20 protein-coding genes are annotated in these 16,683 nt (G+C 59.9%); 14 read left to right on the top strand and 6 right to left on the bottom strand.

What is annotated here, in order from left to right; translation table 11 throughout:
• Positions 1-113 precede the first annotated feature (113 nt).
• Together ACEN93_RS21480 and ACEN93_RS21475 are read left to right on the top strand one after the other, a co-directional pair.
• On the top strand, positions 114-590 hold the full coding sequence (locus tag ACEN93_RS21480) for a PAS domain-containing protein (RefSeq protein ID WP_039769349.1): 477 nt from the start codon (positions 114-116) through the stop codon (positions 588-590).
• Positions 591-644: 54 nt separating this feature from the next.
• Entirely contained in the window at positions 645-1,250 is a 606-nt protein-coding gene (locus ACEN93_RS21475; protein ID WP_039769347.1) for a hypothetical protein, read from the top strand.
• Positions 1,251-1,253: 3 nt separating this feature from the next.
• Here the strand turns inward: ACEN93_RS21475 and ACEN93_RS21470 are convergent, their stop codons facing one another.
• Entirely contained in the window at positions 1,254-2,213 is a 960-nt protein-coding gene (locus tag ACEN93_RS21470; protein ID WP_074691783.1) for a MerR family transcriptional regulator, read from the bottom strand.
• 211 nt (positions 2,214-2,424) lie between these two features.
• Here ACEN93_RS21470 and ACEN93_RS21465 point away from each other — a divergent pair, with 211 nt between their 5' ends.
• From ACEN93_RS21465 to ACEN93_RS21435, 7 genes are all read left to right on the top strand, one after another.
• Positions 2,425-2,994: an antibiotic biosynthesis monooxygenase gene (locus tag ACEN93_RS21465; RefSeq protein WP_011332499.1), complete on the top strand. Its 570-nt coding sequence runs from the start codon at positions 2,425-2,427 to the stop codon at positions 2,992-2,994.
• A gap of 56 nt (positions 2,995-3,050) precedes the next feature.
• Positions 3,051-3,761 carry a dihydromonapterin reductase gene (gene folM, locus ACEN93_RS21460; RefSeq protein WP_039769343.1) on the top strand — a complete coding sequence of 237 codons (711 nt, stop codon included), beginning with the start codon at positions 3,051-3,053 and terminating at the stop codon, positions 3,759-3,761.
• A 23-nt stretch (positions 3,762-3,784) separates the two neighbouring features.
• Positions 3,785-4,345, top strand: coding sequence for a GTP cyclohydrolase I FolE (folE, locus tag ACEN93_RS21455; RefSeq protein WP_039769341.1), 561 nt, complete (start codon positions 3,785-3,787; stop codon positions 4,343-4,345).
• Positions 4,346-4,717 (top strand): dihydroneopterin triphosphate 2'-epimerase, encoded by a 372-nt coding sequence (gene folX / locus ACEN93_RS21450; protein WP_007957207.1) that lies wholly within the window; start codon positions 4,346-4,348, stop codon positions 4,715-4,717.
• A gap of 100 nt (positions 4,718-4,817) precedes the next feature.
• A complete protein-coding gene (locus ACEN93_RS21445; protein ID WP_007957206.1) occupies positions 4,818-5,114 on the top strand; it encodes a DUF1244 domain-containing protein in 297 nt (98 codons plus the stop codon).
• Positions 5,107-5,445 (top strand): HopJ type III effector protein, encoded by a 339-nt coding sequence (locus ACEN93_RS21440; RefSeq protein WP_039769338.1) that lies wholly within the window; start codon positions 5,107-5,109, stop codon positions 5,443-5,445. The genes ACEN93_RS21445 and ACEN93_RS21440 overlap by 8 nt, the downstream gene beginning before the upstream one ends.
• Before the next feature lie 112 nt (positions 5,446-5,557).
• Positions 5,558-6,783 (top strand): IS3 family transposase gene (locus ACEN93_RS21435; protein WP_428997874.1). Its coding sequence is split into 2 segments (ribosomal slippage): positions 5,558-5,909 and positions 5,909-6,783, totalling 1,227 coding nucleotides; the frame shifts between segments, so codons are not numbered across the junction.
• A 156-nt stretch (positions 6,784-6,939) separates the two neighbouring features.
• Here ACEN93_RS21435 and trxB read toward each other — a convergent pair.
• Complete coding sequence (gene trxB / locus ACEN93_RS21430) at positions 6,940-7,902, bottom strand: thioredoxin-disulfide reductase (protein ID WP_039769336.1); 963 nt, start codon at positions 7,900-7,902, stop codon at positions 6,940-6,942.
• A 310-nt stretch (positions 7,903-8,212) separates the two neighbouring features.
• On the opposite strand from trxB, the gene cysZ reads away from it, so the two are divergent.
• A complete protein-coding gene (gene cysZ, locus ACEN93_RS21425; protein WP_039769335.1) occupies positions 8,213-8,968 on the top strand; it encodes a sulfate transporter CysZ in 756 nt (251 codons plus the stop codon).
• Positions 8,969-8,992: 24 nt separating this feature from the next.
• Here cysZ and ACEN93_RS21420 read toward each other — a convergent pair whose 3' ends face one another.
• Positions 8,993-9,568 (bottom strand): hypothetical protein, encoded by a 576-nt coding sequence (locus ACEN93_RS21420; protein WP_039769333.1) that lies wholly within the window; start codon positions 9,566-9,568, stop codon positions 8,993-8,995.
• 113 nt (positions 9,569-9,681) lie between these two features.
• Between ACEN93_RS21420 and ACEN93_RS21415 the strand changes: the two genes are divergently transcribed.
• The gene (locus ACEN93_RS21415) at positions 9,682-10,902 is read left to right on the top strand and encodes a glycosyltransferase family 4 protein (RefSeq protein ID WP_495610471.1); all 1,221 of its coding nucleotides are present in this window, start codon (positions 9,682-9,684) and stop codon (positions 10,900-10,902) included.
• Here the strand turns inward: ACEN93_RS21415 and ACEN93_RS21410 are convergent.
• The 3 genes from ACEN93_RS21410 to ACEN93_RS21400 form a co-directional block, all read right to left on the bottom strand.
• A complete protein-coding gene (locus ACEN93_RS21410; protein ID WP_074691792.1) occupies positions 10,871-11,974 on the bottom strand; it encodes an NADH:flavin oxidoreductase in 1,104 nt (367 codons plus the stop codon). The genes ACEN93_RS21415 and ACEN93_RS21410 overlap by 32 nt on opposite strands.
• Before the next feature lie 157 nt (positions 11,975-12,131).
• A complete protein-coding gene (locus tag ACEN93_RS21405) occupies positions 12,132-12,614 on the bottom strand; it encodes a glutathione peroxidase (RefSeq protein WP_007959082.1) in 483 nt (160 codons plus the stop codon).
• Between the two features lie 123 nt (positions 12,615-12,737).
• Entirely contained in the window at positions 12,738-13,223 is a 486-nt protein-coding gene (locus tag ACEN93_RS21400) for an FKBP-type peptidyl-prolyl cis-trans isomerase (protein ID WP_007959084.1), read from the bottom strand.
• Between ACEN93_RS21400 and ACEN93_RS21395 the strand changes: the two genes are divergently transcribed.
• Genes ACEN93_RS21395 through yihG form a run of 3 tightly spaced genes read left to right on the top strand, consistent with a single transcriptional unit; the run spans position 13,192 to position 16,600 of the window.
• On the top strand, positions 13,192-13,530 hold the full coding sequence (locus ACEN93_RS21395) for a DUF3565 domain-containing protein (protein ID WP_039769326.1): 339 nt from the start codon (positions 13,192-13,194) through the stop codon (positions 13,528-13,530). The genes ACEN93_RS21400 and ACEN93_RS21395 overlap by 32 nt on opposite strands.
• Before the next feature lie 60 nt (positions 13,531-13,590).
• Entirely contained in the window at positions 13,591-15,690 is a 2,100-nt protein-coding gene (gene pta, locus ACEN93_RS21390) for a phosphate acetyltransferase (RefSeq protein ID WP_039769324.1), read from the top strand.
• Between the two features lie 4 nt (positions 15,691-15,694).
• A complete protein-coding gene (gene yihG / locus ACEN93_RS21385) occupies positions 15,695-16,600 on the top strand; it encodes a 1-acylglycerol-3-phosphate O-acyltransferase, YihG family (protein ID WP_414882209.1) in 906 nt (301 codons plus the stop codon).
• Positions 16,601-16,683: the final 83 nt, after the last annotated feature.

The raw sequence follows: 16,683 nt of genomic DNA, 5'->3' as shown, positions 1-16,683 counted from the left end.
ACAGCCAGCGACGCCATGATGCGATTGGCTCTCGATAAGGGCTGCCGGCCAGTAGACAGCGCTGGACGATCTTCTAGAATGCCAGCCACTGACAACCTTGAAAGGATTCAAAGATGATCAATGCCAGCCTGCTGCAAATGGTGATCAACGCGTCGAACGACGGGATTGTGGTAGCAGAAAAAGAAGGCGATCAGGACAACATCCTGATCTACGTGAATCCGGCTTTCGAAAAACTGACCGGCTACACCAGCGAAGAAATTCTCTATCAGGACTGCCGTTTCCTGCAGGCCGGGGATCGCGACCAGGCCAGTCTGGAACTGATTCGCGATGTTTTGAAAAACGGTGGTTCATGCCGGGAAATCCTGCGCAATTACCGCAAGGATGGCACTCCCTTCTGGAACGAACTGTCTCTTTCGACGGTAAAAAATGCCGACGACGGGCAGACCTACTTTGTCGGCGTACAAAAGGACGTTACGGTTCAGGTCAAGGCGCAGCAGCGGGTGGCGCAACTGGAAGCCCAGGTTGCGGCACTGGAAGCAGAAATTGCTGCCTTGAAAGCGACGAACGGCGTAAACAAAACAGCGAACTAATTGTCATTAACTACAATCACCAATGACTTTGTAATTATTCATTTCGAGTTAGCCATGCAGCGTGACGCCCTCCTGACCCAGGATGAGCTGGATTTCATCCAGACCATGCAACACAACCCGCAACTCAATGTGCGGGATGCGACGTCGAGCCTGCTGGTCAACGGTGGTTCGCAGATCCGTGATCTGCTCACGCGCCTGGCGGCCCATGAGCAAGTCACCATCCAGGCCAACTTCGAAAATCAGCAGATGACCTTCCCGCTGCATCTGGTGGAAGACGAGTTCCACGCCCTGCATCTGCGTCTTGGGGTGCCGAGCATCTATGAAGACGGGCCGATGGTGCGTCCATGGCGCCTGACCCTGGAAGAGCCGGTGGCACTGGAAAATGCCAAGGGCCAACCGGGCACGCTGTGGGTTCACGAGGTTTCGCACAAGGGTGTGCTGCTGGAAGTGCGCAACAAGACCAAGCCGCCGAAGCATTTTGCGTTGTGGTTCAGCCCGTCGGGCTACGAGCGGATTGCCCTGCGCGGGACCTTCGAGCGGGAAACCGAAAGCGGCTTTTATGCTTACGAGCTAAGCCAGAGCGATGCCGACGAAACCGAGCGCCTGCGCCAGTTCATCCTGCAACAGCATCGTTTGACCCACCCTGCCCTGCACACCTGATTCTCAGGTATCCAGCGTCCCCGCCAGAAACTGATTCATGCGCTGGCGCATGGTCGATCCTTCATTGCCCAGACAGCCGACCGATGATCCCGCCAGGCTGTCCTGCGCCAGGTCGGCAGCATCCCCCGCCAGCATCAACTGACAATCAAGACTCAACGCCAGACGATTCAGCCGACGCGGCAACTCGGGTGCCGGGGCGTGATTGGAAAACAGCACCAGCGCCTCGGGCTTGATCTTCTCGCACACCAGCGTCAGCTCATCGAACGGTTGACCGGTGGTTAGCACACGAACCCCCGCGTCATTGCCGCTGAGAAACAGCGCTGCCACCAACAACTCAAGCTCGCGGCACTGACCGGCCAGCGCGCTGACGATCACCTTGCGCGGCTGCGTGCCCCGCAGCACGACGATGCGCTGCAGCACCTTCGCCCGTAGAAAACCATCGAAGAACAGCCACTCACTGGTTTGTCCGAACGCATCCTGACGCTGCAGCATTTGCAGCCACAGCGGCATCAGGATGTCCTGAAACACCACGGGCAGAGCATAGGAGGAGAAAATCTGACCGTAGACGCGATCAAGCAACTGATCGTCGAACGAACTGACTGCCTGCCGGACCTGTTCCTGCCACTGGAGATAGTCCGCCTGCACCAGATCATCGGGAATGAAGTGGGCCAGCACTTTCATTGGCTCGGTCTTGGCCAGGATCTTGCCGACCTTGCTCACCGAAACGCCCCGATCGATCCAGTCGACGATGCTGCGAACGCGCTCGATATCGGTCATCGAATACAGACGATGCCCACTTTCGGTGCGTGTCGGCTGGATCAAACCATAGCGGCGCTCCCACGCGCGCAGCGTGACCGGGTTCACGCCGGTCAGACGCGCCACCTCGCGGATCGGGAACAACTCCTCGCGCTCCAGCGCAACAGGCGCCTGCAAAGCAGGGCGAACGTCTGTGATCACAGGCATTGGTGCGGACACGTCCTTGTTGGCAAAGTTGGATCCATTCTACTCCTGATGCCCTATGAGGGTTCAAGCAATCAAATGGGACGAAAGTCTCTGGTTCGACACGAAAATGAGGAATAATCCTTGCTTGTCAAAAAACGCAGCCCTCTACCCCGGCGCTGCGTCAGGCGAAACTCCTACCCGGAGCGACGCACCTGCAATACGGAGATACACAATGTCTACTTCCCCCGTGACGCTGATGGTAGCGCGTCGTGTCGCCAATGGTCGTTATCAGGACCTGATCGCCTGGTTGCGAGAAGGCGAACAACTGGCCACCGACTTCCCCGGTTATCTCGGCTCCGGCGTACTGGCACCGCCTCCCGGCGACGATGAATTCCAGATCATTTTCCGCTTCGTCGACGAACAGACCCTGCACGCCTGGGAACACTCGGCATCGCGCACTGCATGGCTGGCCCGTGGCAGCGATCTGTTTGCCCACCCGACGGAACATCGGGTCAGCGGGATCGAAGGCTGGTTCGGTGCTGCCGGTCATCGCCCGCCGCGCTGGAAACAGGCCGTGGCGATCTGGCTGGCGTTCTTCCCGGTGTCGCTGCTGTTCAACTTCGTGCTGGGCCCGCTGCTCGCTGAAATGAGCCTGTTGCCGAGAGTCTTCATCAGCACGCTGTGTCTGACCCCGTTGATGGTCTATTTCTTCATTCCGCTGTCGACCCGCCTGCTGGCCGGCTGGCTCAACCCGGCGCCTGCACGCCCGCTGCCTGCCGCCCCCTCCACACAAAATCGCTGAAGCCGTCGCTCGCGTCGCTGTTATAGTTTTTGCTCTGACTTCGACGCGAGCCGTACATGACTTCCTCCACAGCTCCCTTCCTCATCACCGGCGCCGGCCAGCGGGTTGGCCTGCATTGTGCGCAGCGTCTGCTGGAAGACGGCCATCGGGTGATCTTTACCTACCGCAGCGAACGACCGGGGGTGAAGACGTTGCGGGATCTGGGCGCCCTCGGGTTGCATGCGGATTTTTCCAGTGAAGCTTCGATCCTCGCGTTCATCACCGAACTGAAGACTCACACCGACAGCCTGCGCGCCATCGTGCACAACGCCTCGGAGTGGCTGGCGGAAACCGACGACGGCGAAGCCGAAGCCTTCAGCCGCATGTTCAACATTCATATGCTGGCGCCCTACCTGATCAACCTGCATTGCGCCGAACTGCTGCAACGTTCGAGCCCTGCCGACATCATCCACATCAGCGATGACGTCACGCGCAAGGGCAGCAGCAAACACATCGGCTATTGCGCCAGCAAGGCCGGACTCGACAGTCTCACGTTGTCCTTCGCTGCGCGCTACGCGCCGTCAATCAAGGTCAACGGCATCGCGCCAGCCCTGCTATTGTTCAATCCCGACGACGACGCGGCGTACCGCGCCAAGGCGCTGGCCAAGTCCGCGCTGGGCATCGAACCCGGCAGCGAAGTGATTTATCAGAGCCTGCGTTATCTGCTCGACAACCCGTATGTCACCGGCACGACCCTGACCGTCAACGGCGGGCGGCACGTCAAGTAAAACGCCCCCCGCGAGGATGCTCCATGACCCGTTCCCTGCCCGAGAATTACCGCGAGATCCTGATCGGCCTGGGTGAAAACCCTGACCGCGAAGGACTGCTCGACACACCGGTGCGGGCGGCCAAGGCCATGCAGTATCTGTGTCACGGCTACGAACAGAGCGTTGAAGAGATCGTCAATGGCGCGTTGTTTGCCTCCGACACCGACGAAATGATTATCGTCGCCGACATCGAGCTCTATTCGTTGTGCGAACATCACCTGCTGCCCTTCATCGGTAAGGCCCATGTGGCTTATATTCCGACGGGCAAGGTGCTGGGGCTGTCGAAGATCGCACGGCTGGTGGACATGTTCGCCCGCCGCCTGCAGATCCAGGAAAACCTCACCCGCCAGATCGCCGAGGCGGTCCGGCAAGTCACCGATGCCGCCGGTGTCGCGGTGGTCATCGAAGCCCGGCACATGTGCATGATGATGCGCGGTGTCGAGAAACAGAATTCGACCATGAACACCTCGGTCATGCTCGGCGCCTTCCGCGAGTCGAGCAACACCCGCCAGGAGTTCCTGCAATTGATTGGACGGAGCAAGTAAATGCCACAACTTCAACCGGGAATGGCGCGCATCCGGGTCAAGGATCTGCGCCTGCGCACCTTTATCGGGATCAACGAGGACGAAATCCTCAACAAGCAGGATGTGCTGATCAACCTGACCATCCTGTATGCCGCGCAGGAAGCGGTGCGTGACAACGACATCGACCACGCGCTGAACTACCGCACCATCACCAAGGCGATCATCGCCCACGTGGAAGGCAACCGCTTCGCGCTGCTCGAACGCCTGACCCAGGAGCTGCTGGATCTGGTGATGGCCAACGAGTCGGTGCTGTATGCCGAGGTTGAAGTCGACAAGCCGCATGCCTTGCGTTTTGCCGAGTCGGTGTCGATCACCCTCGCCGCCAGCCGCTAAGCTTCAAGCCTTGAGCTTCAAGCGGTAAGCTAGGGGCACCCACCATCCAGAATCTTGCAGCTTGGAGCTTGCCGCTCTCAGCTGTCTGAAAGAGACTTCCATGACCGAACAACAACGCCTCGAACTCGAAGCCGCCGCCTTCCGCCGGCTGGTCGCCCACCTGGACAGCCGCAAGGACGTGCAGAACATTGACCTGATGAATCTCGCCGGGTTCTGCCGCAACTGCCTGTCCAAGTGGTACAAGGCCGAGGCCGACGAGCGCCGGATCGAGGTCAGCCTCGACGATGCCCGTGAAGTGGTTTACGGCATGCCGTACGCCGACTGGAAAGCCCAATATCAGCAAGAAGCCAGCGCCGAACAGCAAGCGGCGTTTGCCAAAGGAAAACCCAATGAGTGATCTGAACACCCTGCGCGCCAGCCTCAAGAGCGGCGAACACGTTTTTGCCGACACCCTGTCCTTCATCGCCGCCGGTTACGACTACCAGCCGCAGGCGTTCAACAACGGTGGCGTGGAAAACGCCGCCGGGCAGAACGAAGGTTCGTGCAAGACTTTGGGTCTGGCGCTGCTGGAAGGCTTGAGCGATGAAGAAGCGCTGCTGGCATTCGGCGAACACTACCGTTCGGTCGTGGCAACGCCTGAAGGCAGCGATCACGGCAATATCCGTGCGCTGATCCAGCACGGTCTGACGGGCGTGAAATTCGAAGCGCAACCGCTGACCCGCCGCTGATTCCGAGCGAATCGCAGGCATGAAAAAACCGGCCAATTGGCCGGTTTTTTTCGTCAGATTGTCTCGTCCTGAATAAGGTTTACACCTTCTGGCTTCTTATCAGGAGGGTGCAATGGATTCGGGCGCAAAACGCAGTCAACGCGATTACACGCTGACTTTTAAATTGTCGGTTGTCGACCAAGTCGAAAAAGGCGAGTTGAGTTATAAAGAGGCTCAACGGCGCTACGGAATTCAGGGTCGGTCGACGGTGTTGGTTTGGTTACGCAAGCATGGTCGGCAAGACTGGAGCCAAGGCGCCTCCATTCGTTCCCAAAGGAACCGACCGATGGACGAGCCCACTTTGCCCTTAACTCCCGAGCAGAGAATCAAAGAGCTTGAGGAGCAGTTGGCGCTGGCGAATCAGAAAGCCAAGTTTTTTGAAGACGTGGTGGACGTACTGAAGAACGACTACGGCGTTTCTGTCGTAAAAAAGCGGCCCGGCAAGTCGTTGCGCAGACCCAAACCCTGAGTGTCAGCAGGGCTTGCCAGTTTATGGGGATCAGTCGCCAAGCCTTTTACAAACGTAATCGCGTCTATCGGGCTCGTATCGAGCAAGATCAGAAACTCATCCAGTTTGTGCAGACAATCCGAGTACGCCAACCCTGCATTGGCGCCCGCAAATTGCACTCGTTGATGCACGCGGAGCGTGAGAAACAGGAGCTGCATGTCGGCCGCGATCGGTTATTGGCGGTCTTGCGTGATTACCGCCAACTGGTCCGCAGGAAGCGGGCTTATCACAAAACGACCGACAGTCATCATCACTTCCGCTGCCATCCCAATCTGCTCAAACCAGGCCCGTCGCAAGTTGTCGCTACCGGTCCGGAACAGGTCTGGGTGGCCGATATCACTTATCTGTCCACCAAGCGTGACGATCCGGTTTATTTGAGTCTGGTGACGGATGCCTTCTCGAGAAAAATAGTCGGCTATCACGTGCATAGCAGCTTACATGCCGACTCGGTGGCTCAAGCCTTGCGCATGGCTTTGAAGACGCGTCGAACATGCCAGAAACTGGTTCATCACTCAGATCGAGGTGTGCAGTACTGCTCGGCGCTTTATCAAAAGCTCCATGCCAAGCATGGCATCACGTGCTCAATGACTGATGGCTACGACTGCTACCAAAACGCCCTGGCAGAGCGGGTCAACGGCATCTTGAAGACAGAGCTCTTGCTCCACCGGCCGACAGACTTGGCGCAAGCAGAACAAATGGTGCGGGAGGCGATCTTGATCTACAACCAGGAGCGCCCGCACCTGTCCTTAAAATACAAAACGCCCGATGCGGTGCATCGGGCGTTAGGGTGAAACAGGTGTAAACCTATTTCAGGACTAGACAGATCGTTCCCACGCTCTGCGTGGGAATGCAGCCGGGGACGCTCCGCGTCCCAAGGACGCATAGCGTCCAGATGAGGCATTCCCACGCAGAGCGTGGGAACGATCATTGTCGTGTTGTCTGCGATCTTAGAACGAAGCGTTCTGCAGACCGTCCAGGTAACGCTCGGTGTCCAGTGCCGCCATACAGCCAGCGCCGGCCGAGGTGATGGCCTGACGGTAAACGTGGTCGGCCACGTCGCCGGCAGCGAAGATGCCTTCGACGCTGGTCGCGGTGGCGTTGCCTTCACGGCCGCCCTGAACGACGAGGTAACCGTCCTTCAGCTCCAGCTGACCTTCGAACAGCGAGGTGTTCGGGGTGTGGCCGATCGCGATGAACACGCCGTCGACCTTGATTTCGTCGAAGCTGCCGTCGTTGTTCTTCAGACGTGCACCGGTCACGCCCATGTTGTCGCCCAGCACTTCGTCCAGGGTCGCGTTCAGTTTCAGCTCGATCTTGCCTTCGGCCACACGGGCGTTGAGCTTGTCGATCAGGATCTTCTCGGCGCGGAAGGTTTCGCGACGGTGGATCAGGGTGACCTTGCTGGCGATGTTGGCCAGGTACAGGGCTTCTTCGACAGCGGTGTTGCCGCCACCGACAACGGCCACCGGCTTGTTGCGATAGAAGAAACCGTCGCAGGTCGCGCAGGCCGAAACGCCTTTACCCATGAACGCCTCTTCCGACGGCAGGCCCAGGTAACGAGCGCTGGCGCCGGTAGCAATGATCAGCGCGTCGCAGGTGTAGGTGCCGCTGTCGCCGGTCAGGCTGTATGGCTTGGAAGCGAAGTCCACAGCATTGATGTGATCGAAGACGATCTCGGTTTCAAAACGCTCGGCGTGCTCACGCATGCGCTCCATCAGCACCGGGCCGGTCAGACCATGGACGTCGCCCGGCCAGTTGTCGACTTCGGTGGTGGTGGTCAGTTGACCGCCGGCCTGCATGCCGGTGATCAGCAGCGGCTTGAGGTTGGCGCGGGCAGCGTAGACGGCAGCGCTGTAACCGGCAGGGCCGGAACCGAGGATGATCACTCGCGAATGACGGACTTCAGACATGAACCTGCTCCTGTTGACCGGCCAAGACACCTGGCCGGACGCCGGACTGCCGGCGGGAATAAAAAAGGACTGTGGATAACCTTGGGGAAGGCGTGAGCTCGACAGTCCTGTAAAAAGTTGGGTGCAGCGTATCGAGGGGGGCAAGATTAAGGAAATACGGTTTAACAATCCAGCTCATAGGTGGTCTCTATGCCGACACACTGACGAGATGGACGTCTTTGTTACAGTGAATGTCGATCCCGCTGCCGCGCTTTCACAGGTTCTGCAAAGTCGGTAAGGTCGGCGCGTTTTCCCTTGCTCGGAGCACCTTATGCCCGCCCCTGTTCTGTCCGGCCCGCAATACCTGCGCGAAGGCCTCAAACTGGTATTGAGCCCGGGCCTGCGCCTGTTCGTGCTGCTGCCGCTGGCCATCAACCTGGTGCTGTTCGTCGGATTGATCTATCTGGCCGGTCACCAATTCAGCCTGTGGGTCGACACGCTGATGCCGTCGCTGCCCGAATGGCTGAGCTTTCTCAGTTACATCCTGTGGCCGCTGTTCGTGGTGCTGGTGGCGTTGATGGTGTTCTTCACCTTCACCATGCTGGCCAACGTGATCGCCGCCCCATTCAACGGTTTCCTCGCGGAAAAGGTTGAAGTGGTGGTACGCGGTACCGACGACTTTCCGGCCTTCAGCTGGGGTGAACTGATCGCGATGATCCCGCGTACCCTGGCCCGGGAAATGCGCAAACTCGGTTACTTCCTGCCCCGGGCGATCGGCCTGTTCATCCTCTCGTTCATCCCGGTGGTGAACATCGTCGCCGCACCGCTGTGGCTGCTGTTCGGGGTGTGGATGATGGCAATCCAGTACATAGACTACCCGGCGGACAACCACAAGCTCGGCTGGAACGAGATGCTCGCCTGGCTGCGGCAGAAACGCTGGCAGAGCATGAGCTTCGGCGCAATCGTCTATCTGGTGTTGCTGATTCCGGTGGTCAACATCCTGATGATGCCGGCCGCCGTGGCGGGCGCTACGTTGTTCTGGGTGCGCGAGCGCGGGGCCGAGGCGCTGGTTCAGGAAAAAGCCTGAACCCCGCCTCGGGTTCGTATCGTTTCAGCGAAAAATGACCCACAAGCCCAACAGCACCATCGCCCATAACAAAAGACCTGGCACGATGATCAGGAAGTTCCAGACGTTGAGGCGATTGTTGCTCTGGCCTTCAGGGTCATTGGCGGCCAGGTTGATCAGACGCTGGCCTTCACTGGCCACATAGGCTCTGACAGGCAACAGGGCTACAGCATATGCCGCCAGATAAGCCAGGTTCTCGAATTGACCGGATAGCTTTTCGAGTACCGCAGCAGCCAGAGTCAATACAACAAAGACTGTCGCCCACTGTTCAAGGTCCCAATCTGACTTGCGCCCGCTGTCGTGGATCGCCTTGTCGGCCTGGCGGAAAAGCCTGTGGACGAAGAAGATGTAAAACAGTCCTCGCGCCAGCGGCCACGATTCTTCCTGGGTCCGCTGCTTGTACAGACTCCAGTTCTTGTAAGACCAGTAGTAGAAGTACAAACCGAAACTGAGCACCGACAGCAAAATGAACTTCCAGCGGGCGACCACGTAAAACCCGCTCGCTTGTACATCCTCGCTCAACAGATTCGCCTCGGGCGGCGCATAAGCATTTTCAGTCATGACTCTCTCCCTGATTGAAGTATTCGAAAGGCTAACGACCGCCCCCGCTAAATGTTGAGGCCCTGCCAAAAAAGCCTGTCATCAATCCATCATCAACCCGACACAATGACGACATGGCCTCAGCCGACACTGAGGCCATGACGACAGCTCTACATATCACCCTCATCAGCGAAACTTTCCCACCGGAAATCAACGGCGTGGCCAATACCCTTGGCCGCTTGTGCGACGGCTTGCGCGCACGCGGGCATCGGGTGGAACTGGTGCGACCGCGTCAGGCCGACGATCCGCAGCGAAGTGAAGATGACTCGCTGCTGCTGTGCCGAGGCTGGCCGTTGCCGGGTTATCCGGGGCTGCAATGGGGGCAGTCGTCGATGCACAAACTGCTGCGACGCTGGACGCGCCAGCGCCCGGACGTGCTCTATATCGCCACCGAAGGCCCGCTCGGGCTGTCGGCACTGCGCGCGGCACGCCGACTCGGTATTGCCGTGGTCAGCGGCTTTCACACTAATTTCCAGCAATACACCCACCAATATGGGCTGGGCTTGCTGACGCGCTTGCTCACCCACTATCTGCGCTGGTTTCACAATCGTTCGGCCCTGACGCTGGTGCCGAGCGTCAGCCAGCGCCTGGAACTGGAGCGCCGGCACTTCGAGCGCCTGGCGCTGCTGTCGCGAGGTGTCGACAGTCAGTTGTTTCACCCGGCCAAGCGCCTGAATGCCTTGCGTGAGCAATGGGGTCTTGGCGAGCAGGACATTGCGGTCATTCACGTAGGACGCCTGGCACCAGAGAAGAATCTGGGCCTGCTCAAGCGCAGTTTCGAAAAGCTCGCCGGCACTTATCCACAACGCAATCTGAAGCTGATCGTGGTCGGCGACGGGCCGCAACGAATGGCACTGGAAAAGGAACTGCCCGAGGCGATTTTCTGCGGCTCGCAACGTGGCGAAGCACTGGCGGCGCACTATGCGTCGGGGGATGTGTTTCTGTTTCCGAGCCTGACCGAAACCTTTGGCAACGTCGTGCTGGAAGCACTGGCCTCAGGCCTTGGGGTGGTGGCTTACGATCAGGCCGCGGCGGCCCAGCACATTCGCCATGGCTACAACGGCGTGCTGGCGATGCCCGGGGATGAAGAGGCGTTCTGCGAGGCAGCGGCGTGGCTGCTGGAGGAAGACGAAAGGTTGCGCTGCGTGCGCCTGAACGCACGCCAACACGCCAGCCGCCAGGGTTGGGCGGCTATCGTCGAACAATTTGAAAACCATTTGCTGGGGGCTTGCCGCGACCTGCGCGACAAGCCTCCCACAACGATCAAACCAGCGTCATCAACGCCTCACGGCTGAACGGCAGAATGTCCTGCTCGCGGCCTTCGCGCACTTTCAGCGCCCAGTCCGGATCCACCAGCAGCGCACGCCCCACTGCCACCAGATCGAACTCGTCGTTGTTCAGACGCTCCAGCAGTTTTTCCAGACTGGCCGGTTGCGCGACCTTGTCGGTGTTGACCATGAACTGCAGGAACTCGCCGTCGAGGCCGACGCTGCCGACGGTGATGGTCGGTTTGCCGGTCAGCTTGCGTGTCCAGCCAGCCAGGTTCAGGTCGGAACCGTCGAATTCCGGCTCCCAGAAACGGCGCGTCGAGCAGTGGAAAATGTCCACGCCGGCGTCGGACAACGGCTTGAGGAACTCGCCCAGCGCTTCGGCGGTTTGCACCAGACGCGCGGTGTAGTCCTGCTGTTTCCACTGCGAGAAGCGGAAGATGATCGGGAAGCCTTCGCCCACCGCCTCACGTACGGCCTGAATCAGCTCGATGGCGAAACGCGAACGGTTGGCCAGGCTGCCACCGTATTCGTCGGTGCGCTGGTTGCTGCCCTCCCAGAAGAACTGGTCGATCAGGTAACCGTGGGCGCCGTGGATTTCCACGCCGTCCATGCCGATGCTCTGGGCATCTTTCGCCGCTTGGGCGAAGGCGGCGATCACGTCCTGAATGTCCTGTTTGGTCATGCCGTGTACGACGACCTGACCATCCTTTAGTTTTTCCGACGGGCCGTAACCCGGCACGCTCGCGTCAGGTTCGGTGCCCAGTCGGCGCACATTGCCGACGTGCCACAGTTGCGGAACGATCTTGCCGCCTTCGGCGTGAACCGCTTCCACGACTTTTTTCCAACCGGCCAGCGCGGCTTCACCGTAGAAGTGCGGCACGTTCGGGTAACCGTTGGAAGCCTGATGGCCGACGGTAGTGCCTTCGGTGATGATCAGACCGACGCCGGCCGCCGCGCGGCGACGGTAGTACTCGATCACTTTGGAATTGGGGACGCCACCCGGGGAAAACGAACGGGTCATCGGTGCCATGACCACGCGGGTCGGCAGTTCGAGGGCACCGAGCTGGAACGGTTTGAACAGGGCTTGCACGGGCATGGGAGGCTCCACGAAAAGTTGATCGACGGGCATGCGATTCATATGACGGCGATAATATGTTTAGTTCCACCCAGCCGATAGCACTATTGATCTGAATGATTAAGGGTCAAAAGGCAGGCGAAAAAAATCGCAGCTCGATGGCTGCGATTTTTGTGCTTCAGCTCAGGGCTTTTTCAATCGCCGTGATCACCGAAGGATCATCCGGCGCCGTGCGCGGCGAGAATCGCGCCAGCACCCGACCGTCCTTGCCGAGCAGGAATTTCTCGAAATTCCAGGTGATGTCACCGGGAAACTCCGCGCCCTCGCCCGCCAGCAGACGGTACAGCTGATGGCGGTCGTGACCGTTGACTTCGAGCTTTTTCGACAATGGAAAACTCACGCCATAGTTGAGGCTGCAGAATTCCTGGATCTCCTGCTCACTGCCCGGTTCCTGGCCGGCAAACTGGTTGCACGGCAGGCCCAGCACACTGAAGCCTTTGCCTTTGTATTGCTGATAAAGGTTTTCCAGTGCCGCGTACTGTGGGGTCAAGCCGCATTTGGAGGCGACGTTGACCACCAGCACGACTTGGCCCTTGAAGGGTGCCAGCGGTAGCTCCTGGCCATCCAGGGCTGTCAACTTAAGGTCGTGAAAAGCACTCATGACGAACTCCAGATTCCCGTTTTCTACTCGAAACAGCCACTTGGCGAGACCACCAAGGACAGCCGCGGACTAAAAAGGCGCCCTCGGGCGCCTCTCCAGTACTCGAAAGCTTAGCGCAGAAAATCAGTGGTGATGGCCACCTTCGCCATGGACGTGACCATGAGCGATTTCTTCCTGGCTGGCATCACGGATGGCAACGACCTTCACTTTGAAGTTCAGGCGCTGACCGGCCAGCGGGTGGTTGCCGTCGACAGTGACGTCGTCGCCGTCCAGGTCACGAATGGTGACGATCTGCATCTGGCCGTCCGGCGCCGAAGCGTGGAACTGCATGCCGACTTCCAGCTCGTCAACGCCTTCGAACATGCTGCGGCTCAGGGTGCTGACCAGTTCGGCGGCGTATTCGCCGTAGGCATCTTCCGGCTCGACGGAAACGTCCAGCTCGTTGCCGACTTCTTTACCTTCCAGGGCTTTTTCCAGGCCCGGGATGATGTTGCCTGCGCCATGCAGGTAGACCAGCGGAGCGCCGCCGGCGGAGCTGTCGATGACCTCACCAGCGTCGTTGGTCAGGGTATAGTCGATGGAGACAGCCTTATTGGCGGCGATCAGCATGGGGCGAGACCTTTTGCATAAGAATGAAGAACGGACAAGTCTAAACAAGGATTTGCCCGAAAGCGAACAGAACCCGGACAGACGGGACGGATTGGCGCCCGTGACGGTCAGCGGATTCCATCAGGATGAGGACGGCCACTGGGTCGCCGAGCTCTCCTGCGGCCACACCCAGCACCTGCGCCACCTCCCGCCCTGGCAGTCCCGGGCGTGGGTGCTGGACGCCGCGCAACGTATTGAAAAAATAGGCCAACCCTTTGCTTGCGGTTGGTGCGCACAAGGCTCGGTTAGCGATAACCTTGGCGACTGAATTGCGGCAGATCGGCACACAGAGACGATCGCCATTGCCATGCACCCTTAGAGAATCCGCATGCAAACTTTTTTTATCGCGCCCACCGACTTTGGTGTGGGTCTGACCTCCATCAGCCTCGGGCTGGTGCGTACGCTGGAACGGGCCGGGCTGAAAGTCGGCTTCTTCAAACCGATCGCCCAGCCGCATCCGGGCGACACCGGCCCTGAGCGCTCCACCGAGCTGGTGGCCCGCACCCACGGCCTGAAACCGCCGCAGCCACTGGGCCTGGCCCACGTCGAGCGGATGCTCGGCGACGGCCAGCTCGACGAGTTGCTCGAAGAAATCATCACCCTCTACCAGCAGGCCGCCATCGGCAAAGACGTGCTGGTCGTCGAAGGCATGGTGCCGACCCGCAGCGCCAGCTACGCCGCGCGGGTCAACCTGCACCTGGCCAAGAGCCTGGATGCCGAGGTGATTCTGGTCTCGGCCCCGGAAAACGAAGTGCTGACCGAGCTGTCCGGCCGCGTCGAGTTGCAGGCGCAGTTGTTCGGTGGGCCGAAAGACCCGAAAGTCCTCGGCGTGATCCTCAACAAGGTCAAGACCGACGAAAGCATGGACGCCTTCGCCGCGCGTCTGAAAGAGCATTCGCCATTGCTGCGCACGGGGGATTTCCGTCTGCTCGGCTGCATTCCGTTCCAGCCTGAACTCAACGCCCCGCGCACCCGCGACGTCGCCGACCTGATGGGCGCCCAGGTGCTCAACGCCGGCGACTACGAAACCCGGCGCATGACCAAGACCATCATTTGCGCGCGCACCATGCGCAACACCGTGGATCTGCTCAAGCCCGGCGTGCTGGTGGTGACCCCCGGCGATCGCGACGACATCATCCTCGCCGTCAGCCTCGCGGCCATCAACGGCGTACCGCTGGCCGGCCTGCTGCTGACCAGCGACACCCTGCCCGATCCGCGCATCATGGACCTGTGCCGTGGCGCGTTGCAGGCTGGCTTGCCGGTGCTGTCGGTGAGCACCGGCTCCTACGACACCGCCAACCTGCTCAACGGCCTGAACAAGGAAATCCCCGTCGATGACCGCGAACGTGCGGAGATCATTACCGACTTCGTCGCCAGTCACCTCGATGCCAACTGGCTGCACCAGCGCTGTGGCACGCCACGGGAAATGCGCCTGTCGCCGGCGGTGTTCCGCTATCAATTGATTCAACGCGCGCAGGCCGCCAACAAACGCATCGTCCTGCCCGAAGGCAGCGAGCCGTTCACCGTGCAGGCGGCGGCGATCTGTCAGGAGCGCGGGATTGCCCGTTGCGTGCTGCTGGCCAAACCGGCGGACGTCGAAGCCGTCGCCCGGGCCCAGGGCATCGTGTTGCCGCCGGGGCTGGAAATTCTCGATCCGGACCTGATCCGTGAGCGCTACGTCGAACCGATGGTCGCCCTGCGCAAGAGCAAAAGCCTCAACGCGCCGATGGCCGAGCAGCAATTGGAAGACACCGTGGTGATCGGCACCATGATGCTGGCGCTGGATGAAGTCGACGGGCTGGTTTCCGGCGTCATCAACACCACCGCCAACACCATCCGCCCGGCCTTGCAGTTGATCAAGACGGCGCCGGGCTGCACGCTGGTGTCGTCGGTGTTCTTCATGCTGTTTCCCGAAGAAGTACTGGTCTACGGCGACTGCGTGATGAACCCGCACCCGAGCGCCAGCGAACTGGCGGAGATCGCCCTGCAAAGCGCCGACTCGGCCGCCGCCTTCGGCATCACCCCGCGCGTGGCGATGATCAGCTACTCCAGCGGCGAATCCGCCACCGGCGAAGAAGTCGAGAAAGTCCGCGAAGCCACCCTGCTCGCCCACGAACAACAGCACTCGCTGCTGATCGACGGGCCGTTGCAGTACGACGCCGCCGCCAACGAAACCGTGGCCCGGCAACTGGCGCCGAACAGCCAGGTGGCCGGTCGCGCCACGGTGTTCGTGTTCCCCGACCTGAACACCGGCAACACCACCCACAAAGCCGTGCAGCGCAGCGCCGATTGCGTGAGCCTCGGCCCGATGCTGCAAGGCCTGCGCAAACCGGTGAACGATCTGCCGCGCGGCGCGCAGGTCGATGACATCGTCTACACCATCGCCCTGACCGCGATTCAGGCTGCCAACCGACCTCTGGATATCTGACCCGATGCTGGCTTTTCTCCCTGCCACCCTGCGCGGCGTAATCGCCGCGCTGCTGCTGGCGCTGAACACGATTCTGCTGTGCTCGTTCCTGTTTCTCGTGGCACTGATCAAAGTGCTGCCGTTCGACCTCGCACGCCGCGCCTCACGCTGGCTGATGAGCCACACCCACGAAGCCTGGATCAGCAACAACAAAGGCTGGATGAACCTGGTGCGCCGCACCCGCTGGCACCTCAGCGGTCTGCAAGGTCTGGACTACCAGCACTCGTACCTGATCACCAGCAACCACCAGAGCTGGGTCGACATCCTGGTGCTGCAATACGTGCTCAACCGACGCATCCAGCCGTTGAAGTTCTTTCTCAAGCAGGAACTGATCTGGGTCCCGGTCATCGGCCTGGCGTGGTGGACACTGGGCTTCCCGTTCATGAAGCGCTATTCAAAAGCCTATCTGGAAAAACACCCGGAAAAGAAAGGCAAAGACCTCGAAACCACCCGCAAGACCTGCGCGAAATTCCGCGACAATCCGGTAGGCATCTTCAACTTCGTCGAGGGCACACGCTTTACCGAAGGCAAGCATGCGCAGCAGCAATCACCGTTCAAATACCTGCTCAAGCCCAAGGCCGGCGGCATCGCATTCGTGCTGGATGCGATGGGCGAACAGCTGGAATCGATCGTCAACGTCACCATCCACTACCCGGGCGGACGCCCTGGCTTCTGGGATCTGTTGTGCGGCAACGTCCGAGACGTAGTGGTGCACTTCGAAGAACTGAAAATCCCACCGCAGTTCATCGGCAAAAACTACGACCAGGACGGCGAATACCGCCTGCAATTCCAGGGCTGGATCAACCAGCTTTGGCAAGACAAGGATGCGTTGCTCGAACAGATGCACCGCGAATATCCGGATCGCCGCTAATCGATCGTTCGCACCTTGAGGCACTGATCGTTCCCACGCTCTGCGTCCCTGTCGAAGCGGACGCGGAGCGTCCAATGAGGCAT

It is taken from the genome of Pseudomonas sp. Pseusp21, assembly GCF_059492145.1.
Note: the sequence above shows the minus strand (reverse complement) of the source record. Positions and strands in the feature narration are given on the sequence as shown.